Source organism: Pseudothauera nasutitermitis, assembly GCF_004801295.1.
In the GTDB taxonomy this organism is placed as follows: domain Bacteria; phylum Pseudomonadota; class Gammaproteobacteria; order Burkholderiales; family Rhodocyclaceae; genus Pseudothauera; species Pseudothauera nasutitermitis.
This window is the reverse complement of the sequence record NZ_SSOC01000002.1, coordinates 436823-459132: the sequence shown is the minus strand read 5'-3', so window position 1 is coordinate 459132 and position 22310 is coordinate 436823. Positions and strand designations below refer to the sequence as shown.

Annotated in this window: 25 protein-coding genes; 14 read left to right on the top strand and 11 right to left on the bottom strand. The window is 69.3% G+C overall.

Annotated features, from left to right (window positions below; all coding sequences use genetic code 11):
• Positions 1 to 79 precede the first annotated feature (79 nt).
• Both E6C76_RS06245 and E6C76_RS06240 read left to right on the top strand, forming a co-directional pair.
• Positions 80 to 517, top strand: a complete 438-nt coding sequence (locus E6C76_RS06245) for a type II toxin-antitoxin system RatA family toxin (protein ID WP_136347379.1) — start codon at positions 80 to 82, stop codon at positions 515 to 517.
• A gap of 2 nt (positions 518 to 519) precedes the next feature.
• Positions 520 to 843 carry an RnfH family protein gene (locus E6C76_RS06240; RefSeq protein ID WP_136347378.1) on the top strand — a complete coding sequence of 108 codons (324 nt, stop codon included), beginning with the start codon at positions 520 to 522 and terminating at the stop codon, positions 841 to 843.
• A gap of 45 nt (positions 844 to 888) precedes the next feature.
• On the opposite strand, the gene E6C76_RS06235 is transcribed toward E6C76_RS06240, so the two are convergent.
• Complete coding sequence (locus E6C76_RS06235) at positions 889 to 1458, bottom strand: DUF4124 domain-containing protein (RefSeq protein WP_136347377.1); 570 nt, start codon at positions 1456 to 1458, stop codon at positions 889 to 891.
• Between the two features lie 84 nt (positions 1459 to 1542).
• Between E6C76_RS06235 and guaB the strand changes: the two genes are divergently transcribed.
• The 3 genes from guaB (at position 1543) to E6C76_RS22615 (ending at position 4825) form a co-directional block, all read left to right on the top strand.
• Positions 1543 to 3003 (top strand): IMP dehydrogenase, encoded by a 1461-nt coding sequence (gene guaB / locus E6C76_RS06230; RefSeq protein WP_136347376.1) that lies wholly within the window; start codon positions 1543 to 1545, stop codon positions 3001 to 3003.
• Positions 3004 to 3066: 63 nt separating this feature from the next.
• A complete protein-coding gene (gene guaA / locus E6C76_RS06225; RefSeq protein ID WP_136347375.1) occupies positions 3067 to 4632 on the top strand; it encodes a glutamine-hydrolyzing GMP synthase in 1566 nt (521 codons plus the stop codon).
• 10 nt (positions 4633 to 4642) lie between these two features.
• Complete coding sequence (locus E6C76_RS22615) at positions 4643 to 4825, top strand: hypothetical protein (protein ID WP_331000005.1); 183 nt, start codon at positions 4643 to 4645, stop codon at positions 4823 to 4825.
• Positions 4826 to 4940: 115 nt separating this feature from the next.
• Here the strand turns inward: E6C76_RS22615 and E6C76_RS06215 are convergent, their stop codons facing one another.
• A complete protein-coding gene (locus tag E6C76_RS06215) occupies positions 4941 to 5255 on the bottom strand; it encodes a DMT family transporter (protein WP_136347374.1) in 315 nt (104 codons plus the stop codon).
• A 117-nt stretch (positions 5256 to 5372) separates the two neighbouring features.
• Entirely contained in the window at positions 5373 to 6128 is a 756-nt protein-coding gene (locus tag E6C76_RS06210) for a sulfite exporter TauE/SafE family protein (RefSeq protein WP_136347373.1), read from the bottom strand.
• A gap of 93 nt (positions 6129 to 6221) precedes the next feature.
• On the opposite strand from E6C76_RS06210, the gene E6C76_RS06205 reads away from it, so the two are divergent.
• The gene (locus E6C76_RS06205) at positions 6222 to 7136 is read left to right on the top strand and encodes a LysR family transcriptional regulator (RefSeq protein WP_136347372.1); all 915 of its coding nucleotides are present in this window, start codon (positions 6222 to 6224) and stop codon (positions 7134 to 7136) included.
• A 25-nt stretch (positions 7137 to 7161) separates the two neighbouring features.
• Here E6C76_RS06205 and E6C76_RS06200 read toward each other — a convergent pair whose 3' ends face one another.
• The 3 genes from E6C76_RS06200 to E6C76_RS06190 form a co-directional block, all read right to left on the bottom strand.
• Positions 7162 to 8604 (bottom strand): malonic semialdehyde reductase, encoded by a 1443-nt coding sequence (locus tag E6C76_RS06200; protein WP_136347371.1) that lies wholly within the window; start codon positions 8602 to 8604, stop codon positions 7162 to 7164.
• 65 nt (positions 8605 to 8669) lie between these two features.
• Positions 8670 to 9236, bottom strand: coding sequence for a flavodoxin family protein (locus E6C76_RS06195; protein ID WP_136347370.1), 567 nt, complete (start codon positions 9234 to 9236; stop codon positions 8670 to 8672).
• A gap of 59 nt (positions 9237 to 9295) precedes the next feature.
• On the bottom strand, positions 9296 to 10270 hold the full coding sequence (locus tag E6C76_RS06190; protein WP_136347369.1) for an aldo/keto reductase: 975 nt from the start codon (positions 10268 to 10270) through the stop codon (positions 9296 to 9298).
• A 171-nt stretch (positions 10271 to 10441) separates the two neighbouring features.
• Between E6C76_RS06190 and E6C76_RS06185 the strand changes: the two genes are divergently transcribed.
• Positions 10442 to 10837, top strand: coding sequence for a winged helix-turn-helix transcriptional regulator (locus E6C76_RS06185; protein WP_136347368.1), 396 nt, complete (start codon positions 10442 to 10444; stop codon positions 10835 to 10837).
• 155 nt (positions 10838 to 10992) lie between these two features.
• Here E6C76_RS06185 and E6C76_RS06180 read toward each other — a convergent pair whose 3' ends face one another.
• From E6C76_RS06180 to E6C76_RS06170, 3 genes are all read right to left on the bottom strand, one after another.
• Positions 10993 to 11904: a c-type cytochrome gene (locus E6C76_RS06180; RefSeq protein ID WP_136347367.1), complete on the bottom strand. Its 912-nt coding sequence runs from the start codon at positions 11902 to 11904 to the stop codon at positions 10993 to 10995.
• On the bottom strand, positions 11901 to 13244 hold the full coding sequence (locus tag E6C76_RS06175; protein ID WP_136347366.1) for a cytochrome c: 1344 nt from the start codon (positions 13242 to 13244) through the stop codon (positions 11901 to 11903). The genes E6C76_RS06180 and E6C76_RS06175 overlap by 4 nt, the downstream gene beginning before the upstream one ends.
• 326 nt (positions 13245 to 13570) lie before the next feature.
• Positions 13571 to 15733 carry a PAS domain S-box protein gene (locus E6C76_RS06170; protein WP_168734256.1) on the bottom strand — a complete coding sequence of 721 codons (2163 nt, stop codon included), beginning with the start codon at positions 15731 to 15733 and terminating at the stop codon, positions 13571 to 13573.
• Between the two features lie 147 nt (positions 15734 to 15880).
• Here E6C76_RS06170 and tadA point away from each other — a divergent pair, with 147 nt between their 5' ends.
• From tadA to E6C76_RS06155, 3 genes are read left to right on the top strand one after another with little or no spacing between them, the layout of a single operon-like run.
• Positions 15881 to 16345 carry a tRNA adenosine(34) deaminase TadA gene (gene tadA, locus E6C76_RS06165; RefSeq protein ID WP_136347364.1) on the top strand — a complete coding sequence of 155 codons (465 nt, stop codon included), beginning with the start codon at positions 15881 to 15883 and terminating at the stop codon, positions 16343 to 16345.
• Positions 16346 to 16352: 7 nt separating this feature from the next.
• Complete coding sequence (locus tag E6C76_RS06160; RefSeq protein WP_136347363.1) at positions 16353 to 16835, top strand: L,D-transpeptidase; 483 nt, start codon at positions 16353 to 16355, stop codon at positions 16833 to 16835.
• Positions 16822 to 17262 carry a GNAT family N-acetyltransferase gene (locus E6C76_RS06155; protein ID WP_331000004.1) on the top strand — a complete coding sequence of 147 codons (441 nt, stop codon included), beginning with the start codon at positions 16822 to 16824 and terminating at the stop codon, positions 17260 to 17262. Before E6C76_RS06160 ends, E6C76_RS06155 begins: the two co-directional genes overlap by 14 nt.
• A gap of 1 nt (position 17263) precedes the next feature.
• On the opposite strand, the gene E6C76_RS06150 is transcribed toward E6C76_RS06155, so the two are convergent.
• Complete coding sequence (locus tag E6C76_RS06150; RefSeq protein WP_136347361.1) at positions 17264 to 18034, bottom strand: NRDE family protein; 771 nt, start codon at positions 18032 to 18034, stop codon at positions 17264 to 17266.
• Positions 18035 to 18085: 51 nt separating this feature from the next.
• Positions 18086 to 19078: a CAF17-like 4Fe-4S cluster assembly/insertion protein YgfZ gene (ygfZ, locus tag E6C76_RS06145; RefSeq protein ID WP_136347360.1), complete on the bottom strand. Its 993-nt coding sequence runs from the start codon at positions 19076 to 19078 to the stop codon at positions 18086 to 18088.
• A 128-nt stretch (positions 19079 to 19206) separates the two neighbouring features.
• Between ygfZ and mltG the strand changes: the two genes are divergently transcribed.
• From mltG to E6C76_RS06125, 4 genes are read left to right on the top strand one after another with little or no spacing between them, the layout of a single operon-like run.
• Positions 19207 to 20211, top strand: coding sequence for an endolytic transglycosylase MltG (gene mltG, locus E6C76_RS06140; RefSeq protein WP_136347359.1), 1005 nt, complete (start codon positions 19207 to 19209; stop codon positions 20209 to 20211).
• Entirely contained in the window at positions 20208 to 20840 is a 633-nt protein-coding gene (gene tmk, locus E6C76_RS06135) for a dTMP kinase (RefSeq protein WP_136347358.1), read from the top strand. The genes mltG and tmk overlap by 4 nt, the downstream gene beginning before the upstream one ends.
• Entirely contained in the window at positions 20837 to 21916 is a 1080-nt protein-coding gene (gene holB, locus E6C76_RS06130; RefSeq protein WP_136347357.1) for a DNA polymerase III subunit delta', read from the top strand. The genes tmk and holB overlap by 4 nt, the downstream gene beginning before the upstream one ends.
• On the top strand, positions 21913 to 22278 hold the full coding sequence (locus tag E6C76_RS06125; RefSeq protein WP_136347356.1) for a PilZ domain-containing protein: 366 nt from the start codon (positions 21913 to 21915) through the stop codon (positions 22276 to 22278). The genes holB and E6C76_RS06125 overlap by 4 nt, the downstream gene beginning before the upstream one ends.
• Positions 22279 to 22310 lie beyond the last annotated feature (32 nt).

The following is a 22310-nucleotide window of genomic DNA, read 5'->3' as shown; positions in this document are numbered from 1 at the left end:
CGTGCGGGCGGGCGCTCGCGCCTTTGCGGTAGAATCGGGCATTCTAGCAGTTCGCCATGGCGCCCGAGTCTCCCCCAAGATGGCCGAAGTCAACAAGACCGTTCTGATCGAATTCACCCCCGCGCAGATGTTCGACCTGGTCGACCGCTGCGAGGATTACCCGGCCTTCCTGCCCTGGTGCGGCGGGGCCGAGGTGCATGTGCGCAACGACACCCACACCGCCGCCACGCTGCACATCAACTACCACGGCATCAAGGCGCAGTTCAGCACCGAGAACGCAAAGCGCCGGCCCGAGGAAATGCTGATCCGCCTGAAGGAAGGCCCGTTCAAGCATCTGAACGGCCACTGGCGCTTCATCGCGCTGGGCGACACGGCGTGCAAGATCGAATTCGGCCTGCGCTACGAGTTTTCCAGCAGGCTGCTCGAAAAGGCGCTGGGGCCGGTGTTCAGCCACATCGCCAACACCTTCGTGGATTCCTTCGTCAAGCGCGCCGCGCTGGTGTACCCGAAGGTCTGAACGTGGCCGCCGGACTCATCCATGTGGAAGTGGTCTACGCCTTGCCCCGGCGCCAGGAGCTGGTGCGGCTGAGCCTGCCCGCCGGCGCGACGGTGCGCGAGGCGGTGGAGGCTTCCGGCCTGCTGGGCAGATATCCGGAAATCGATGTGGATGGCCCCAGCAAACTGGGCATCTTCGCCAGGCTGGTGAAAGGCGATGCCGTGCTGCGCGACTGCGACCGGGTAGAGATCTACCGCCCGCTCATCGCCGATCCCAAGGCGGTACGCAAGAAGCGCGCCGATGAAGGCAAGGCGATGAAGAAGGGCGGCGGAGAGGCCGAGGGCTGATCGTCCGCGGGCGTGCCCATGCACGCGCCACGACCATCCGTCGGCTCAATTGCACTGGGCGCTGACGAATTCCTGCGCGCGCTGGATTTCCGCGGCGCGCGTGGCGTCGTCCATGAACTCGCGTTCGCCCTTGGCATTGAAGCGCGCCACGCGCTGGCCCGACTGCAGGGCGGCAAGCTGGTTGCGCGCCTGCTCGCAGGCGCGTGAACGCTCGGCCTGGCGTCGGCTTTCCTCTTCCGCCTTGGCGCGGGCCTCTTCTTCCGCCGCGCGGCGCTGGCGGAACTCCAGTTCGCGCTCGGCCAGCGTGGGTTCGTCGTCCTGCGCATTGGCGGGCGGGGGCGTGGCCACCACGGGTGCTTCGCCGCCTTCGCCTTCGGCGCCGCCGTTACCGGCTGCGCTGCCTTCCGCTTCGGCGGCGGGGGGCGGGGCCGTGCGGCGGGCCGGGCCCATGGTCTTCACCTCGCCGGCGGGCGGCGGAGTGTCGGAGTAATGCACGCGCCCGTCGCGGTCCTTCCAGGTGTAGATCTGCGCCTGCGCGGCGGTGGCGAACACGAGGGCGAGCAGCGCGCCCAGCAGGGCGGGCACGGCGAACGGAGCGGGGCGTTTCTGCGTCATGGCTGCGGATTTCCCGGATGGCGCCCTGCTTACAAGACACAGGGCGGTCTGTATAATACGGATTTGGTCGAAAGGATAGAAGCCATGCGAGTGATCCAGAAGGCGCTGACGTTCGATGACGTCCTTCTCATCCCCGCCCATTCCAACGTCCTGCCCCGGGACGTTCGCCTGCAAACCCGCCTCACCCGCAACATCCGCATCAATCTTCCGCTCGTCTCCGCGGCCATGGATACGGTCACCGAGGCGCGTCTGGCCATTGCGCTGGCGCAGGAAGGCGGGATCGGCATCGTTCACAAGAATCTCACCGCCAAGCAGCAGGCCGCCGAAGTGCTCAAGGTGAAGCGTTTCGAGTCCGGTGTGCTGAAGGATCCGCTGACCATTCCGCCGACCATGAGCGTGCGTGAAGTGGTCGCGCTCACCCGGCAGAACAAGTTCTCCGGCGTGCCGGTGGTCGAAGGCAGCAAGGTGGTGGGCATCGTCACCAACCGCGACCTGCGTTTCGAGACCAATCTGGACCAGCCGGTTTCCGCCATCATGACCCCGCAGGAGCGCCTGGTGACCGTGCGCGAGGGCGCCAGCCTGGACGAGGCCCGCGAACTGCTCCGCGTGCATCGCCTCGAGCGCGTGCTGGTGGTCAATGAGGCCGGCGACCTGCGCGGCCTGATCACCGTCAAGGACATGATGAAGGCCACCGAGCACCCCGAGGCCGCCAAGGACGAGCAGGGCCGCCTGCGCGTGGGCGCGGCGATCGGCGTGGGCGAGGGCACCGAGGAACGGGCTGAACTGCTCGCCGAGGCCGGGGTGGACGTGATCGTGGTGGATACCGCGCACGGCCATTCGCAGGGCGTGCTCGAGCGCGTCAACTGGGTCAAGAAGCGTTTTCCGCGCATCGAAGTCATCGGCGGCAACATCGCCACCGGTGACGCCGCGCGTGCGCTGGCCGATGCCGGCGCGGACGCCGTCAAGGTCGGCATCGGTCCCGGCTCGATCTGCACCACGCGCATCATCGCCGGCGTGGGCGTGCCGCAGATCACCGCCATCGACAACGTCGCCGGCGCGCTGGCCAGCCCGGACGTTCCGCTGATCGCCGATGGCGGCATCCGCTTCTCCGGCGACATCGCCAAGGCGATCGCTGCCGGCGCCAACTGCGTGATGCTCGGCGGCCTGTTCGCCGGCACCGAGGAAGCGCCGGGCGAGACCGTGCTGTTCCAGGGGCGCTCGTACAAGTCCTATCGCGGCATGGGCTCGCTGGGCGCCATGCAGCAGGGCGCGGCGGACCGCTATTTCCAGGACAGCACCGCCAACGTCGAGAAACTGGTGCCGGAAGGCATCGAAGGCCGCGTGCCCTACAAGGGGCCGGTCAACGCGGTGATCCATCAATTGATCGGCGGCCTGCGCGCGTCGATGGGCTACCTGGGCTGCGAAAGCGTCGAGGCCATGCACCAGCGCGCGCAGTTCGTCGAAATCACCTCGGCGGGCGTGCGCGAGTCGCACGTGCACGACGTGCAGATCACCAAGGAAGCGCCGAACTACCACGTCGATTGATCGGCCCTGCCTGCATTCGAGGCGGCTGCGGCCGCCTTTCTTCTTTTCCACAGGACGATTCCCATGTCCCACCAGAAAATCCTCATCCTCGATTTCGGTTCCCAGGTCTCGCAGCTCATCGCCCGCCGCGTGCGCGAGCAGCAGGTGTATTGCGAACTGCACCCCTTCGACGTGTCCGACGACTTCGTGCGTGAATTCGGCGCGCAGGGCGTGATCCTCTCGGGCGGGCCGAACTCGGTGTACGAGGCGCAGGACTGGCGTGCCCCGCAGGCCGTGTTCGAACTCGGCGTGCCGGTGCTGGGCATCTGCTACGGCATGCAGACCATGGCTAGCCAGCTCGGCGGCAAGGTGGAAGGCTCCACCAAGCGCGAGTTCGGCTACGCCGAGATGCGCGCACGCGGCCATTCGAAACTGTTCGAGGGCATCGAGGATCGGACCAACGCCGAGGGCCACGGCCTGCTCGACGTGTGGATGAGCCACGGCGACAAGGTCACCGGCCTGCCGCCGGGCTTCAAGGTAATCGGCAGCAACGAATCCACTCCCATCGCCGCGATGGCCGACGAGGCGCGCGGCTTCTACGGCGTGCAGTTCCACCCCGAGGTCACCCACACCATCAAGGGCAAGGAGATCATCGCACGCTTCGTGCATGAGATCTGCGGCTGCGGCAACGACTGGAACATGCCGGGCTACATCGAGGAGGCCGTGCAGAAGATCCGCGAGCAGGTCGGCGACGAGGAGGTCATCCTCGGCCTGTCCGGCGGTGTGGATTCCTCCGTGGCTGCCGCGCTGATCCACCGCGCCATTGGCGACCAGCTCACCTGCGTGTTCGTCGACCACGGCCTGCTGCGCCTCAACGAAGGCAAGCTGGTCATGGAAATGTTCGCCGGCCGCCTGCACGCCAAGGTCGTGCATGTGGATGCCACCGAACAGTTCATGGGGCATCTGAAAGGGGTCACCGACCCCGAACAGAAACGCAAGATCATCGGCCGCGAGTTCGTCGAGGTGTTCCAGGCCGAGGCGAAGAAGCTTCCGAACGCGAAGTGGCTGGCGCAAGGCACCATCTACCCGGACGTGATCGAGTCCGGCGGCGCCAAGAGCAAGAAGGCGCACACCATCAAGAGCCATCACAACGTTGGCGGCCTGCCGGAAACCCTGGGCCTGAAGCTGCTCGAACCGCTGCGCGACCTGTTCAAGGACGAAGTGCGCGAACTGGGCGTGGCCCTCGGCCTGCCGCACGACATGGTGTACCGCCACCCCTTCCCGGGGCCGGGCCTGGGCGTGCGTATCCTCGGCGAAGTGAAACAGGAATACGCCGACCTGCTGCGCCGCGCTGACGCCATCTTCATCGACGAATTGCGCGCCGCCGACTGGTACGACAAGACCAGCCAGGCCTTCGCCGTGTTTCTGCCGGTGAAGAGCGTGGGCGTGATGGGCGACGGGCGCACCTACGAATACGTGGTGGCGCTGCGCGCCGTGCAGACCCAGGACTTCATGACCGCCCACTGGGCCGAACTGCCGCACAGCCTGCTGGGCAAGGTCAGCAATCGCATCATCAACGAAGTGCGCGGCATCAACCGGGTGGTGTACGACATCTCGGGCAAGCCGCCGGCGACGATCGAGTGGGAGTGACCCCCGCCGGGTGGTCGGTGCCGGATCGCTGGGCATCCAGGCCACGCCGATGGAGGGCATCGACACCCGCGTGCTCGACATTGTGGCCGACATCGAACTGATCCGTGCCGATGAAATCAATGGCGCCTACGAGCGCATGCTGAAGGGCGATGTGAAGTACCGCTTCGTCATCGACAGCGCCAGTCTGGCATAGCCGGTTTCGCCCGCGCCGCCGAGTGCCTGCACATCGTGCGGTGGCCGCTGAAATGCGGCACGGGAATCATGGCGCAATGAAAAAGCCCTGTCCGATACCGGGCAGGGCTTTTCGTTCAGGACGACAGCTTCATCAGCACGATGCCGGAGACGATCAGCACGGCGGCGGTGATCCGCATGGCGCTGGCCGGTTCGTGCAGGAACAGGATGCCGACCACGAAGGCGCCAACCGCGCCGATGCCGGTCCAGATCGTGTAGGCGGTGCCCAGCGGCAGGGTCTTCATCGAGATGGACAGCAGCGCGAAGCTGGCGGCCATGGTGACGAGGGTGATGAGGGAGGGGCCGAGCCGGGTGAAGCCCTGCGACAGCTTCATGGAAAACGCCCAGATGACTTCGAGCAGGCCGGCCAAGGTCAACAGAATCCAAGCCATGTGGCTCTCCTTGCGATGCAAGAGCCGGGCCGTCCCGGACGTGGTTCCCGCGGTGGGTGAGGTCGTCCTCAGTGCAGGCCATCCTACCCGATCGGTGCCGCGGAGGCCAGCGCGCGCCTAGACGAAGGGGCGGGACATCAGTTCCAGGCCGAGCAGCAGCAGGAGCGCCAGGAAGGCGCGGCGGAAAGTCTGCGCGCCGATGCGCCGGCGGATCTTCTGCCCCAGCCACATGCCGGCCAGGGCCGGCAGCACGGCCAGCGTGGACAGGCCGAGCTGGTCGACGCGGAATGCGCCGTGCAGGGCCAGCCCGAAGGCGAGGGCGACGGTCGAGATGGTGAAGGACAGCCCCAGCGCCTGCACCAGTTCGTCCTTCTCCAGCCCGAGCGCCTGCAGGTAGGGCACGGCGGGGATGACGAACACCCCGGTGGCACCGGTGACGATCCCCGTCGCCAGGCCGACGACGGGCGACAGCCAGCGCTCCGCGCGCGCTGGAATCGACAGCGGCGGCGCGCACAGCGCATACAGGGCGTAGGCGGCCAGCGCCAGCCCGAGCGCGCAGGCGGACCAGCGCGCGTCGACGCGCGTTAGCAGCAGCGTGCCCGGCACCGTGCCGAGCAGCACGCCCGCCATCATCGGCGCCAGGCGACGCAGCAGGGCGGCGGTACGGGCGCCGTCCAGCAGTTGCCAGACGTTGGTGACGAAGGAGGGCACGACCAGCAGCGCGGCGGCCGCGACCGGCGTCAGCAGGCCGCCGAGCAGGCCCATGGCCACGGTGGGCAGGCCCATGCCGCTGATGCCCTTGACCAGCCCGGCAGCGATGAACACCGCGCCGATGAGCGCGAATAAGGTTGTACCGGAGATGATGTTTTCCATGCGCCGATTGGGCCTCGGGCGGCGCGCTGGCACAATGCGGAACCATCCTCATGGCCTTCGGTTTTTCCGAAGGCACTGCATGCGGGAGCTTCCATGCGACTCGATCTGGCCGACCTCCGGCTGTTCCTCAGCGTCGTCGACGCCGGCAGCATCACCCAGGGCGCGGCACGCGCCCATCTGGCGCTGGCCTCGGCCAGCGAGCGCCTGCGCGCCATCGAGGCCGACGCCGGCGTGCGCCTGCTGGAACGCCTGCCGCGCGGGGTGGCGCTGACGCCAGCGGGCGAGGCGCTGGCCCATCACGCCCGCCTGATCCTGCGCCAGCGCGAACGCATGCAGGGCGAACTGCGCGAGTTCGCCAGCGGCCTGCGCGGCACCGTGTGCCTGCACGCCAACACCGCCGCGCTGAGCGATTTCCTGCCCGCGCGGCTGGCGCCGTGGCTGGCCGCCCGGCCGCGTGTCGATGTGGATCTGCGCGAACGCAGCAGCGCGGAGATCGTCCAGGCGGTATCCGCCGGGCTGATCGAAGCGGGTATCGTTTCCGACGCGGTGGACGCGGGTAGTCTGGTGGTGCGCCCGCTGGTGGAGGACCGCCTGGTGCTGGTGGTGCCGCCCGGCCATGCGCGCGCGGCGCAGCGCAGGGCGGGCTTTGCCGAGGTGCTGGGCGAAGCCTTCGTCGGGCTGGCCGCCGGCAGCGCCTTGCAGGAACTGGTGGAGGAACAGGCCCGGCGCATCGGGCGTGTGCCGGCCTACCGCGCGCGTATGCAGACCATGGAAGGCCTGTGCGAGCTGGTCGCCCACGGCGTGGGCGTCGGCATCGTGCCGGAGCGCGCCGCGTGCCGCCTGCGCAGGCGCCATCCGCTGCGCGTGCTGCGCCTTGCCGATGCGTGGACGCGCCGCCGGCTGTGCCTTTGCTATCGCGACTGGGAGGGCTTGTCCGCCCCCATGCGCGAACTGCTCGCGCATCTGCTGGAGACGGCGGACGCCGCGTGCCCGCCACCCGTGGTGTGATGGGCGGCGGGGCGGAGGCGGGCGATCAGAGGAAGCGTACGGCCTCGTCCGTGTCCAGGCGCGGGCCGCGCGGATGGTTGCCGGCCGGGTCGCCGTAGCCCAGGTTGATGATGAAGTTGGCCTGCCAGCGGCCGTCCGGGAAGAACTCGGCGTTGAGCGCGGCGGGATCGAAGCCGCTCATCGGGCCGGCGTCCAGGCCCAGCAGGCGGGCGGCGACGATCAGGTAGGCGCCCTGCAGGCTGCTGTTGCGCAGCGCGGTGGCCTGGGCCAGCGCCGCGTTGTTCTCGAACAGCGGGCGGGCGTCGTAGGCTGGGAACTGCGTGGGCAGGTGTTCGAAGAAGCGCGTGTCCTGCGCCACGATGACGGTCACCGGGGCCTTGCGCGTCTTCTCCACGTTGCCCGGTGACAGCGCGGGCAGCAGGCGGGCCTTGGCTTCCGGCGTGCGGATGAAGACGAAGCGCGCCGGCTGCGAGTTCATCGAGGTCGGCCCCCACTTGGCGAGGTCGTAGAGACGCTGCAGCAGTTCGTCCGGCACCGGGCGCTCGGTGAAGGCGTTGAAGCTGCGCGCGTTGAGGAACACGCGTTCCAGCGTTGCCGTGTCGGCCGACGTGAAGCGGCGCAGGTATTCGCGCGCGCTGGTGGTCGTGCGTCCGCCCAGGCGTTCGACGTCCTGCGAGATCAGGGCGAATTCGCCCGCGGCCAGCGCGGCGTAGAAGCTGGTCACGCCGCTGACGACGAATTCCGGCAGACCGAGCGCGCGGAACTGGTCGGTGAAGGCCTGCAGCGGCACCTGGACCGCTTCGACGGGGCGGCCGGCGAGGTGGCTCAGTTCGGCAGCCAGTTCGCGGGCGCTGTAGGCCTGCGCGCCGGAAATCTCGAACACCGCGTTGGTGGCCGGGCCGGTGAGCACGCCGGCGGCCGCGGCCGCGACATCCTCGTGCGCGACGTAGCCGACCTTGGCGTCGATGTCCGGGAAGGCCAGCGTGCCGCTGGCCACGGCCTGGGCGAACAGCGCGTCGTTGTTGGAGAAGTAGGCGTTGTCCCGCAGGATGGTGTAAGGCACGCCGGCGGCCTGCAGATAAGCCTCGGTATCCGCGTGCGCGCCGGACCATTCGAAGCGGCTGCCGTGCGAGGGGTTGGTGGTGCTGGTGTAGACGATGTGGCGCACGCCGGCCGCCTTGGCGGCGTCGATGGCGGCCTTGTGCTGGGCGGCGCGCTGCGCGTTGGTGCCCATGCCGGAGATCAGCAGCAGCGCGTCGGTGCCGGCGAAGGCGGCGCGCAGGCTGGCGGGGTCGTCGTAGTCGGCGGCCACGGTGGCGAAGCCCTGGGCGCGCTGCGCGGCGAGCTTGTCCGGGGTGCGCGCGGCCAGGCGAGTGTGCGCGGCCAGTCCGCGTGCGGCCAGTTCGGCGGCCACGGCCTGGCCGAGCTTGCCGCTGGCGGCGGTGATGGTGATGGTGATGTGTGTCATGAGTGGTTTCCGTAGAGGTCGAACGATTGAACGAGGCCCCGCCGGGGCGGGTAGATCAGGCCGGCTCAGGCGCCTTTCTTCCAGCGCGCCGCGGCCTGGGCCACGCGCTCGCCGAGGTATTCGGCGGTGCGCTGGTCGCTGGCCCGCACGCCCTCCGCGCCCTGGTCGGCATTGGCCTGCGCCATGGCGCCCAGGAAGGAGCCCAGGCGGTTGAGGTCGTCTTCCGTGCCGGTGCTGCTGTTGTTGCCGGGCATCAGCCCCAGGCTGACCCACAGCATCTGGTGCTGGGCGGCGAAGACGGCCAGTTGCTGCAGGGTGTTCAGCTTGTCGCCGCTGCGCGAGGCGGAGGTGGTGAAGCCCGCCGCCAGTTTGTCGCGCCACTTGCCCCACTGCTTGGACGAGGCGTCCATGAAGGCCTTGAACTGCGCGGACGCGCTGCCCATGTAGGTGGGCGCGCCGAACACGATGGCGTCGGCCTGGCCGTTGAGGTAATCCCACTGGCCGTCCACCTCGGCCACGGGGAGCAGCTTGACCCGCGTGCCCGGCACCTTTTCGGCGCCGCGCGCCACGGCCTGGGCGATGACTTCGTTGTGGCCGTAGCCGCTGTGATAGACGATGGCGATGTCGGACATGCTTGTTTTCCTTTCTGTTTCCGGGTTGGGAGCGGGGGGGGGGGTGAAAACGGCGGGGATCAGGCCGGGGCGCTGGCCTGTTCCAGCGCGGCGAGGTCGTCGGCGTCCAGGGTGAGGCGGGTGGCGCGGATCAGGCTGTCGAGCTGGTCCAGCGAGGTGGCGCTAGCGATCGGCGCGCTCACCCCCGCGCGCGCGATCAGCCAGGCCAGGGCGACTTCCGCCGGCCGGGCCTGGTGCTTGCGCGCCACGCCGTCGAGGGCGTCGAGGATGCGCAGCCCGCGTGCGTCCAGGTACTTGGCGATGCCTTCGCCGCGCACGCTCTTGCCCAGGTCGGCGGCGCTGCGGTACTTGCCGCTCAGGAAGCCGGAGGCGAGGCTGTAGTAGGTGATCACGCCCAGCCCTTCGGCGATGGCAAGGTCGCGCAACGGGCCTTCGTAGCTGGCGCGGTCATAGAGGTTGTATTCGGGCTGGATGACGGTATAGCGCGGCAGGCCGTCGCGCCCGGCGGCGTCCAGTGCGGCGCGCAGTTGTGCGGCATTGTGGTTGGAGGCGCCGATGGCGCGCACCTTGCCCTGGCGGATCAGGCCGTCATAGGCGCGCAGGGTTTCCTCGGCCGGGGTGGCGGGGTCTGGGTAGTGGCTCAGGTACAGGTCGATGTGGTCGGTGTGCAGGCGGCGCAGCGATCCTTCCACGCTCTCGGCGATGTACTTCGCTTTCAGGCCGCCGGTGATGGGGCCGATGGCCGCGCCGACCTTGGTGATCAGCACCACCTGGTCGCGGCGCGAAGGGCGGGCCTTGAGCCATTGGCCGATGATGGTTTCCGATTCACCGCCCTGGTTGCCTGGCACCCAGGCCGAGTAGACGTCGGCGGTGTCGATGGCGTTGAGGCCGGCGTCCACGAAGCGGTCCAGCAGGGCGAAGGAGGTGGGCTGGTCCACGGTCCAGCCGAAGACGTTGCCGCCGAACACCAGCGGGGCGATGTTCAGGCCGGAAAGGCCCAGCGGGCGTGGTGAGGGGGCGGTGAGATGGCTCATGGGAGGCGATCCTTTCCGCCCGGGGGCGGGATGTCTTGTCTAAAGCAGAACTGGATATAAGGATTTATTTGAATCAAACTCTCAAAAAGAGAGCTCGTGCATTGTAGGGTTATAATGGAAAACATGTAAGGCGGCACCTTTTCCATACGTGGTTACTTTTCGGGAACTTGAATGGGCGATATCGACACCGTGGTGGCGCGTATGCGCGAGGACGGCGGGCGCGTGGAGGAGGGCGCCTGTCCGATCCGCGACGTGCTCGACCAGCTCGGCGACAAATGGAGCATGCTGCTGATCTTCCTGCTCGCCAGCGGCGCCAGGCGCTTCGGCGAACTGCGCCGCGAACTGCCGGACATCTCCCAGCGCATGCTCACCCAGACCCTGCGCGATCTGACACGCAACGGCCTGGCCACGCGCACGGTGCATCCCACGCGCCCGCCCAGCGTGGAGTACGCGCTGACGCCGCAGGGCTTCGCCCTGCTGGAGGCGCTGGGGCCGCTACTGCGCTGGGCGGAGGCGCACCACGACTACATCCGCGCCGCGCGCCGGCGGTTCGACGCGGCGGCTTGAACGGGCAGAGACACGCCGGGCAAGGATCGCCGGCGGATGGCGGGGCGGAGGGGTTCCCGCCGGAATGAAAAAGGAGCGGCATGCGCCGCTCCTGAATGGGGAACCGCAATTTCAGCCGGCGCACGGGGGGTATCCGCCCATGCGCCGGCATCGCCTCAGTAGCGGGCGTCCTTGGGCTTGTTGCCCTTGGGCCAGTCGTTGCCCTTGGGGGCGAAGTCCGGGCGGGGCATGTGGGTGAAGTACTCCGCCACGTCGACCGCTTCCTGCTGGGTCAGCGCGCCGCCCTGGCCGATCGGCAGCTTGTGGTTCACGCCCATCGGCATGTTGTAGAACACGAACGCGGCGGCCTTGTAGGTGCGCGCCATGCCGGCGCCGATGTTGAACGATTCGTCGCCCCACAGCGGCGGGAAGATGTAGTCGCCGAACTGGTCCTTCATGCCTTCGCCGTCGTCGCCGTGGCAGGTGGCGCATTGCGCGGCGTAGAGGGCCTTGCCGCGTACCGGATCGGGCACCAGGGAGGTGTCGATCTTGCCTTCGCTGGGCGTATCCACGCGCAGCGCCTTGGGCACGTCCTCGCGCAGCCAGGTGAAGTAGGCGATGATCGCGCGCATTTCTGCCGAATCGACCGGCAGCGGCTTGCCGTTCATCGAGCGCATGAAGCAGCCGTTGACGCGCCCGGCCATATCCACCATCGCGGCCGCGCGCGGCATCACCTTGGGATAGCTGTTGATGGTGTTGAAGTAGTTGGCGCCGTGGTCGGTCTTGCCCTGGGAAAGGTGACAGCTGTTGCAGTTCAGCCCGCCGCCGACGTTGTCCGGCAGCAGACGCGCGGTTTCGTTGAGCAGGCGCTTGCCGTAGAGGATTTCCTCCGCGTTGGCGTGCCTGAGGATGTCGCTGTCCGGCGGAATGCTGTAGCGGCCGACGACCTGGTTGTCCGGGTCCAGCAGGGCGAAGCTCTGCGGCGTGCCCGCGGCGGGATCGGCCGGCGCGCCGCTCTGGCTCCAGGCCAGCATGGACAGGCCGAGCAGGGCGCCCGCGGCGATGAGAACGGATGGGAGCGTTTTCATTGTTGCGCCTCCGGTGCATAGTGGGTGGGCTTGTGGGCGATTTCCCTGCGCATCTGATGGATGTCCCGAACGCTGACACCGCTGGCGTGGTTGCCCCAGCCGTTGCGGATGAAGGTGAGGAGGTCGGCCAGTTCGCGGTCAGCCAGGTGCGCGAAGCCCGGCATGGTGAAGGCCATGCGGTCGTGCGGCGTGCGCGGCATCGAACCGCCGGCCAGGGTGACCTGGATCAGCGAGCTCGGATCCTCGGCGAATACGATGGAGTTGTCGGCCAGCGCGGGGAAGATGCGCGGCGCCCCGCGGCCGTCCAGACGGTGGCACAGGGCGCAGTGCTCGACGTACTGCAGGGCGCCACGCGCCGCGTAGTCGCCGGCGCGCAGGGCGGCGGTCGTGGTGTCCTCGCGGGGCGTCCAGCGCGCCTCGCGTCCCTTGCGCGGTGGCAACTGCTTCAGGTAATCGGCGATGGCCCGCAGGTCGCCGTCGTGCAGATGCCGGGTACTGTGGGCGATGACGTCGGCCATGCTGCCGAATGCCGCCGAGCGCGCCGTGCGGCCGGTCTTCAGGAAGTTGACGATCTCGTCCGCGCTCCAGGTGGACAGGCCGCGGTCCTCCCCTCGCAGGTTCTTCGCATACCAGCCTTCGAGCACCGAGCCGGACAGGAAGCGGCCGGAGGCATCGTCGCGCAGGGCGGTTTCCTGGAAGCCGATGCCGCGCGGCGTGTGGCACGCGCCGCAATGGGCGAGCCCCTCCACCAGATAGGCGCCGCGCCGCACGCTGGCATCATGCTCGGGATCCGGTTCGAAGCTGCGCGGCCGGGCGTAGGCGAGCTGCCACCAGCCGAGCGGCCAGCGCATGTTCAGCGGCCAGGGGATGGTCGAGGGCTGGTTGGCCTTGCTGACGGCGGCGACCTCGGACATGAAGTAGGCGTACAGCGCCTGGATGTCCTCGTCCTCGACGATCACGTAGGACGGGTAGGGCATCGCGGGGTACAGATGCACGCCGTCCGGCCGCAGCCCGCGGCGCACGGCCCGTTCGAAATCAGCATAGCTGTAGTGGCCGATACCCGAGTCCTTGTCCGGGGTGATGTTGGTGGAGTAGATGGTGCCGAGCGGGGTCTGCATGCCCAGCCCGCCGGCGAACGGTTTGCCGCCGGGCGCCGTGTGGCAGGCCGCACAGTCGCCGGCATGGGCCAGGTAGCGCCCCCTGGCGATCAATTCGCGGTCGGCGAAGTCGACCTCGGCCTCCAGCCTGGGCACGTACCAGTACGGCGTGGACCAGGCGATCAGGAAGGCCGCGGCGAAGGCCGCCGCGCCAGCCAGCAGGATCTTTTTCAGTGTGTTCATCTTCGGGTCCGATTTCCCTTGTGGTTTGAGCGGCCGGCCTGCCGAGGATCGGCGGACGCTGGCCGCTGCAGGGGCTGCGCCCAGCGTCGATAACCACTCCAGCGCAGTGGGCATAGTCTAGAAACCGGCCGGAACCCCAGAAATCGGTACGTTGGGCTAGGAGGGTAGATGCTTTCGTCTATTGACGCGACGCGGCGGATGGGCGAACGCCATGTCCCCGATGTGATTCACCGGGAAGGGAGAGCGGGAAGCGGTGCCGGACAGGAGCGTGAAGGCACTCCCCGGGGCGCGGGTCCGTCCGGGAACGGCCGCGAAGGCGCGGCGGCCTATGCGGCGGGGTGGTCCGCCGCCGTCGTGCCGCCGTCCGACAAGGGGGAGCCCAGGGTGAAGCAGAAACGCGCACCCTGGTCGGGTTCGCCATGCGCCCAGATTTCCCCGCCGTGGCGCTGCACGATGCGCGCCACGGTGGCCAGGCCGATGCCGGTGCCCTGGAAGTCGCGTTCGTGGTGCAGGCGCTGGAAGGCGCCGAACAGTTTGTCCACGTAGCGCATGTCGAAGCCGGCGCCGTTGTCTTCCACGCAGAACACCTCCTGGCCCTCGGGATCGTGCGTCTGGGTGACACGGATCAGCGCGTCCTCGTGTCTGGCGGTGAATTTCCAGGCGTTGCCCAGCAGGTTCTCCAGCGCGATGCGCATCAGATTGGGGTCCGCACGCACCTGCAGATCCGGCGCCACCTCGATGCGCACCCGGCGCTCCGGTTCGCGCTGGCGCAGTTCGGCGACGATTTCCTCGATCAGCGGGTTCAGTCGGACCGTCTGGCGTTCCAGTGGCTGGCGCGAGACGCGCGCCAGATTGAGCAGATCGTCGATCAGCATGCCCATGCGCTGCACGGCCGCACGCATGCGCTGGAGCAGCATGCGCGCCTCGTCGTCGAGCGCGCTGCCGTATTCCGAGGTGAGGATCACGCTGTAGCCGTCGATGGCGCGCAGCGGCGCGCGCAGATCGTGCGATACCGAGTAGCTGAAGGATTCCAGTTCCTTCAGCGCGGAGGCCAGCTGGGCGGTGCGCTCGGCCACGCGCGATTCCAGCGTGCGGTTCAACTCGCGCATGCGTGCCTCGGTGGCCAGCCGCTCGGAGATGTCGGATGCGATGCACAGCACGCGACGCTCGCCATCCAGTTCGATGATGCGCGCGAAGAAATCGAAGGGAATGCGCCGTCCGTCGCGGGCGATCAGCGCGGCGCGCACGCTGGCCTCGCCGTCGTGCAGCGTGGCTTCCAGGCGCTGTTCCAGCAGCGCCTTGTCTTCCGGCGCGACCAGGCGCAGTGCCAGCATGCCGTTGATGTCGTCGTCGCTGTAGCCCAGGATCTGCGCGAAGAAGCGGTTCCACAGGGAGATCGAGCCGTCCGGGCGCACCACCAGCAGGGCGATGGGCAGGCTGTCGATCAGCGTGCGGGTGAACGCCAGTTCGTTCTTCAGGCGTACCTCGGCGCGCTTGCGTCCGGTGATGTCGCCGATCGAGCCGACCATGCGGTAGGCCAGCCCGCGCTCGTTGCGCAGCGCCAGCCCGCGCGCGAGCACCCAGCGGTAGTCGCCGCCCTGATGGCGCACGCGGTACTCGCATTCGAAATGCGGCGTGCGGCCCTTGAGGTGGTCGATCAGCATGTTCTGGAACAGCTTGCGGTCGTCCGGGTGGATCAGTTTCAGCCACTCGTCGCTGGTGGTGCGCAGGTGATCGCCCTCGATGCCGAGCACCAGCAGCAGGCGGTTGGAGAGAAACAGCGAGTGGCTCTCCGGGTTCCAGTCCCACAACCCTTCGTGGGTGCCGCGCATGGCCAGCGCGTAGCGCGTCTCGCTTTCGCGCAGCATGCTCTCGGCCTCGTACTGCGCCGAGACGTCCTCGACGATGCCCACGCCGCCGCTGACCTGGCCTTCCTCGTCGAACACCGGCGCGGTGCGCAGCGTGACGCGGATCTTGCGCATCGTGTAGGTGCCCAGGTACTCGCCGTCGTAGCGTGCCGGCTTGCCGTCCAGCGCCGCGCGCAGCGGTTCCAGGATGCGCTGGTCGCGCAGCGTGCCGATGTCCAGCCGGCGCAGGGTGTTCATCGGCACGTGGAGGATTTCCGCGAAACGGCCGTTGAACTCGGTGATGCGCAGCTTGCGGTCGTAGTGGAATATGCCCACCGGCAGGCTTTCCAGCAGGGTGAGGTAGCGCGCTTCCTGCTGGCGCAGGCTCTGCAGGTCGATGCCGGGAATGCCGATGCGGCGCGGCCCCAGGCAGCCACCCAGATAGAGCGCCAGCGGGGCGAGCAGCACGAAGCCCCACAGCTGGAAGACACCTTCGCCCACGCTCGGGGACACCAGCGGGGCGAGCGGCGTGGACAGCATGGTCCACACGATCGCCGTGGCAACATAGATCAGCAGGCCGCGAAAGCGCGGGGCGAAGCCCGTGGATTGCGCCTGCCCGTGTTCGGTCAGGGGCGGGCTCATGGGCGCGATGATAATACGATGGTCGTATGGCGCGGGAGTGCGGGAAACCCCTTCCTCTGCGAGGGGGAAAAGATCGTGGACAGGCATCTTCGATGGGCCTGGCCGGCTCGGGTAAACTAGCAGCCTTTGTGCGCGACGGTGCGATCGATGACGGACGAGGATTTCATGCGCGCGGCGCTCGAGCAGGCCCGCCTGGCGGGCTCCTGCGGCGAAGTGCCGGTGGGCGCGGTGGTGGTGTGCGACGACGAGATCGTCGGGCGCGGCTTCAACCAGCCCATTCGCCGCCACGACCCCAGCGCACACGCCGAGGTGATGGCGCTGCGCGATGCCGGCGAGCGCCTGGGCAACTACCGCCTGCCGGGCTGCGACCTGTACGTCACCCTGGAACCCTGCGCGATGTGCTCCGGCGCGATCATGCACGCGCGCATCCGCCGCGTGGTGTTCGGCGCGCGCGACCCCAAGACCGGCGTGGCCGGCAGCGTGATCGACCTGTTCGCCGAGCAGCGCCTGAATCACCACGCGGAAATCCACGGCGGCGTGCTCGCCGAGGAATGTGGCGAGCTGCTCTCCAGCTTCTTCGCCGCGCGCCGTGCGCGCACGCTGACCGCCTGAGGCTGCCATGCGCGCCGTCGTCCATCTGGGCAGGCAGGAACTTGCGCTGTACGGCGATGATGGCGCCTGCATCCGGCGCTACACGGTATCCACCGCGCGCAACGGCGCGGGCGAGCAAAGCGGCAGTGAATGCACGCCGCGCGGCCGCCACGTGGTGCGCGCGCGCATCGGCGCCGGCGCACCGGCGGGCGCCATCTTCCGCGGCAGGCGGCCGACCGGCGAGTGCTGGTCGGCGGAACTGGCCGCCGCCCAGCCCGGGCGGGACTACATCCTGTCGCGCATCCTGTGGCTGTCCGGGCGGGAACCGGGGCGCAACCGTCTGGGCGGGGTGGACAGCATGCGCCGCTACATCTACATCCACGGCACCGGCGACGATCAGCCGATGGGCGTGCCGCGCTCGCATGGCTGCATCCGCATGCGCAACCGCGAGGTCATCGAACTGTTCGATCTGCTGCCCGCCGGCACGGAGGTCGACATTGTCGAAGACTGAACAGATCGCCGTGCGTGTGTTCGGCTGGAACGAGGCCGAGGCACGCGCCATGGCGGTGCGCGAGCGGGTGTTCATCGTCGAGCAGGGCGTGCCGGCGGAACTGGAGCGCGACGAGTCCGACGCGGTGTGCGAACACGCGCTCGCCGAGTTGCCGGACGGCCGCGTGGTGGGCACCGGGCGCCTGCTGCCCGACGGGCACATCGGCCGCATGGCGGTGGATGCCGAATGGCGCGGGCGCGGCGTGGGCGGCGTGCTGCTGCGCGCCCTGATCGAACGCGCGCGCGAACGCGGCATGGCCGAGGTGATGCTCAATGCCCAGGTGCATGCGCTGGGCTTCTACGCGCGCCACGGTTTCGTCGCCGAGGGCGGGGTGTTTCTCGACGCGGGCATCGAGCACCGCGCCATGCGGTTGCGTCTGGGGGCCTGATTCAGCCTCGCGGCTCGACCCGGAAGTCGTGGACGATTTCCCCGGCGGCTTCCCCGCGTTCGTTCCAGCTCCATTCGCGCAGGCGCACCTGGCCGTCGCGGCCGAAGCGCACCAGCGTGGAACAGCGCGTGCCGTAGCCGGGCGCGCGGATGAAGGCGGGCGACAGCCAGCGCTCCCATTCGGGTGAAACGCCGGTATCCGGCAGATGCTCGTCGGCGGCCGGGGTGTCGTCGCGCAGCAGCGCCAGCAAGGCGTTTTCGTCCAGTCCGCCGCGCAGCGTGGCGGCCAGGCGTTCGCGCGCGGCGAGCAGTTTGGGCCAGGGCGTGTCCAGCACGCCGTTGGACAGGCCGTACACCCCGGCCTCCAGCATGCGCACGCGGCCGGTGATGCTTTCCAGTACGCCCAGCGCATCGCCGTCGCCGACCAGCAGGTTGAAGGGGGCGTAGGGTGCGGCCCGCGCAGCCAGATCCTCCAGGGTGGCGGCCGCATCCGTGCCGGCTTCCAGCGCGTCGCGCACCAGCAGCCCGCGCGACGGCGCACCGGGCTTGTGCCGGCTGGGGTCGCGGTAGTTGGTCAGCGCCGCGAAGCGTCCGCCGCGGCTCAGGCCCAGCCAGGTGCCGCCGCCTTCCAGGTCGCGCCCGGCGAGCAGGCCGGGGCGGTCCGGCCACCAGTGCGCGGCCTGCGCCGGGCGGACGAGGAATTCATCGCGGTTGGCGGCGACCACCAGCGGGTAGCGCGGATGGACCCGCCAGGCGAAGACGATCAGGCACACCGTGCGCGCTCCATGCGTGAACGCCGGCCTGCCGTTGCGCAGCCGCTGGACTCAGGGCAGGGCATAGGGCAGGTCGAGGAAGCGCAGCGCGGGGCCGTCCGGCGCGCCCACATGCACTTTGCCGGCTTCGCGGCTGCTGGTGCGCAGCACGGCGAGCGCCTCGAAACCGCCTTGCGGGGCGGCCGCTACGTTGACCAACTGGCCGACCGACTGCTCTTCGAAAGCCGGCGCGTACAGGTCGGCGCCGGGCGCGGGCGCCTCGGCGGCATCGATGTGCACGCGGAACATGCGCTTCTTGACCTTGCCGAGATATTGCGTGCGCGCGACGATTTCCTGGCCGGGGTAGCAGCCCTTCTGGAAGCTCACCCCGCCGATCAGCTCATAGTTGAGCATCTGCGCGACGAAGGCTTCCTGCGTGGCGGCGGTGACCAGCGGCAGGCCGGCGCGGATGGTGGCCAGCATCCAGGCGTCGGTGCCGGCCGGTTGGGCGCCGGCGGCGGCCAGCGCCTCGAAGGCGGCCGGCAGGGCGTCCGGCGGCAGGGCGACGATGAAGGTTTCGTCGCCCAGGCGGATCACCCGGCCCTCGCCGGCAGGTGCGTGGCGGCGCGGCGCGGCCGGCACCGGCAGGCCGGCGGCGGCGAGCAGTTCGGCGGTGCGCGGGCCGGCCACGCCGGCCAGGGCGAGTTCCGCGCTGGCGTCGGAGAGCTTCACCTTGCTGCGCAGCACGTACATCGACAGCTTCTTCAGCAGGGCGGGCAGGATGTCCGCCGACAGCGCGAGCAGATGGCCGTCGGCCTCGCGCCAGATCAGCAGGCTGGCCAGCATGCGGCCCTTGGGCGTGTTGAAGCTGTTGAGCTCTGCGGCGTCCGCCGCGAGCTTGTTGATGTCGTTGGACAGCAGGTTGTGCAGGAAGGGGGCGGAGTCCTCTCCACGGCTGCGGATCAGCCCGAGCTGGGTGAGCGGTACGGCCACCGTGGCGCCTTCGGCGGTACGGGCCGGCAAGGTGCCCTGGCGAGCCAGGAAGTCGGTCCAGGCGTTGTTCATGTAGGTTTGGTCCAGGTTGTCGGGTGGGGGCGGGGGATGAAGTATTATAGGGTCCCGCCGGCCCGCGCGGCCGCCGCCGCAAGGCTGGCGGCGCCCGGCCGGCGCTCGTTTCGTCCGACCGCTTGCCCATGAAATTCCTGCTGTTGCGTCTATTCCTTCTGGTCGTGCTGGTCTGCGCGGCGCTCGCCGGGGCCTACTGGTGGGTCGCGCTGCGCCCGCTGCCGCTGCCCGGGCCGGTGGTCGATTTCACCGTGCAGCGCGGCCAGAACATGCGCCAGGCGGCCAATACGATCGCCGCCGCCGGCGTGCCGGTGCACCCGGAGGAGCTGTACTGGATCGCCCGCGCCGCCGGCAAGGCGGAACGCATCCTGGCGGGCAGCTACGAGGTGCATGATGGGCTGACCCTGTGGCAGCTGATCCTCAAGCTGTCCAGCGGCGACGTGTCGCAGGCCGGGCTGACCGTGGTGGAGGGCTGGAACTTCCGCCAGCTGCGCGCGGCGGTGGAGGCGCACGCCTTCCTCTCGCAGGACGCCGCAGGATTGTCGGACGCGGAGATCCTGCAGCGCATCGGTGCCGGGGAGACGCATCCGGAAGGCCTGTTCTTCCCCGACACCTATCTGTTCGACAAGCATTCCAGCGCGCTGGCGCTGTACCGCCGCGCCTATCTGGCCATGCAGGCGCAACTGGCGAGCGCCTGGGAGGCGCGCGAGCCGGGGCTGCCGCTGGCCTCGCCCTACGAGGCGCTGATCCTCGCCTCCATCATTGAGAAGGAGACCGGGCGTGCCGAGGAGCGCGGGCTGGTCGCCTCGGTGTTCGTCAACCGGCTGCGCATCGGCATGCGCCTGCAGACCGACCCCACGGTGATCTACGGCTACGGCGCGGAATTCGAAGGCCGCCTGCGCCGCCGCCATCTGGATACCGACCATCCGTGGAACACCTATACCCGCGTCGGCCTGCCGCCCACGCCGATTGCCCTGCCGGGGCGCGATTCGCTGCTGGCCGCGCTGCGCCCGGCGCAATCCGATTTCTTCTACTTCGTCGCCCGTGGCGACGGCACCAGTGAATTCTCGCGCAACCTCAACGACCACAACCGGGCGGTGAACAGGTATCAGCGCGCAGGGAGAGGCAGTTGACGCAGACCGCGCACGCACCGCGTTTCATCACCTTCGAGGGCATCGACGGCGCCGGCAAGAGCAGCCAGATCGCCGCCCTGGTGGCCCTGCTGGAAGCACGGGGCATCGCCGTGGAGCAGACCCGCGAGCCGGGTGGCACGCCGCTGGGCGAACGCCTGCGCGACGTGCTGCTGCACGAGCCCATGCATCTGGAAACCGAAGCCATGCTGATGTTCGCCGCGCGCCGCGAACACCTCGCCGCGCGCATCCTCCCGGCGCTGGAGGCCGGCCGCTGGGTGGTCTCCGATCGCTTTTCGGACGCTACCTACGCCTATCAGGTGAGCGGGCGCGGGCTGGCCGAGGACAAGTTCGATGCACTGGAACGCTGGGTGCATCCCGGCTTCCAGCCCGATCTCACGCTGCTCTTCGATCTGGCTCCGGCCGTGGCCGCCGCGCGCGTGGCCGGCACCGGCAACGCGCCGGACCGCTTCGAGCGCGAGCGCCAGGATTTCTTCGAGCGCGTGCGCGCCGGTTACCTGGCCCGCGCGGCGCGGGCGCCCGAACGCTTCCGGGTGATTGACGCGACGCGCCCCCCGGAGGCGATCCGCGCCGAGATCGAGGCCGTCGTGCGCGAGCGCTGGTTCGCATGAGCGCGTCCACCCGCCTGCATCCCTGGCTGGAAGCCACCTGGCGGCGCCTGCTCGACCTGGGCGAGCGCCTGCCACACGCCCTGCTGTTCGTCGGCCCGCCGGGCGTCGGCAAGCGCGATCTGGCCGAGGCGCTGGCCGCCCGCCTGCTGTGCGACGCGCCGGGCGCGGACGGCCATGCCTGCGGCGCCTGCCCGGCCTGCCAGTGGCGCCTGTCGGGCAACCACCCCGATCTGCTGCGCGTGGTGCCGGCGGCCGATGCCGCGGCGGCGGAGAGCGGCGAGGGCGAAGGCGCCGCGTCCGCCGAACCGGCCGCGGGCAAGGCCAAGTCCGCGCAGATCGTCATCGAGCAGGTGCGCGCGGTGCAGGAGGCGCTGTCGGTCACCGGGCATCATGGCAGCCGCCGGGTGGTCATCCTCGACCCGGCCGAGGCGATGAACGTGTTCACCGCCAATGCCCTGCTCAAGCTGCTGGAAGAACCCCCGGCCGGCTGCGTGTTCCTGCTGGTGTCCTCGGCGCCGCGCCGCCTGCTGCCGACCATCCGCAGCCGCTGCCAGCAATGGAGCTTCGGCCGCCCGGCGGATGCCGAGGTGGCGCCCTGGCTGGCCGCGCACGGCAACGCTGCCACGCCCGGGCTGCTCGCCCTCAGCGGCGGCCTGCCGCTGGCAGCGCAGCGTCTGGCGGAGCAGGGCGCGGACGGCCTGCTGGCGCGCTTCACCCGCGAGATCGCCCAGTTGCCGGAGGCCGATCCGCTGCGCCTGGCCGGGCAGTGGGAAAGCTGGCTGAAGTCCAAGGAGGCGCTGGCCGCCGGCTTCGGCATGGTGCAGCTGGTGGACTGGATGCAGCGCTGGGTGGCCGATCTGGCCGCGCTGCGCCTGGGCGGGCGGGTGCGTTTCTTTCCTGCCCAGCACGAGGTGCTGAGCGCGCTGGCAGCGCGCTGCGGCGTCGCCGCGGCGTGCAACTGCTACAATGAGTTCGCCCAGATCCGCCGGGTTGCGCAGCACCCGCTCAATGCCAGGCTGATGCTGGAAGACATGCTGATGCGCTATGCCCGCGCCCTGACCGGACCCCGACCATGAGTGAGCAGAACCGGCCGCACGTCGCACGCCCGAGCGTGCTGTCGCTGAACATCAACTCCAAGTCCGCGCTGTACGCCGCCTACATGCCTTTCCTGGCCAACGGCGGCATTTTCGTGCCCACGCCGAAGTCCTATGCGCTGGGTGATGAGGTCTTCATGCTGCTGCAGCTGATGGACGACCCCACCAAGCATCCGGTGGCCGGCACCGTGGTGTGGGTGACCCCGCAGGGTGCCCAGGGCGGCAAGACGCAGGGCGTGGGCGTGCATTTCAGCAGCGAGGAATCGGGCAAGTCGGTCAGGCATCGCATCGAGCAGATCCTCGCCGGCCATCTGGGTTCCAACCGTCCCACCCACACCCTCTGATCCGCCACCCGCGAACCGGCGGCCGCGCTCGT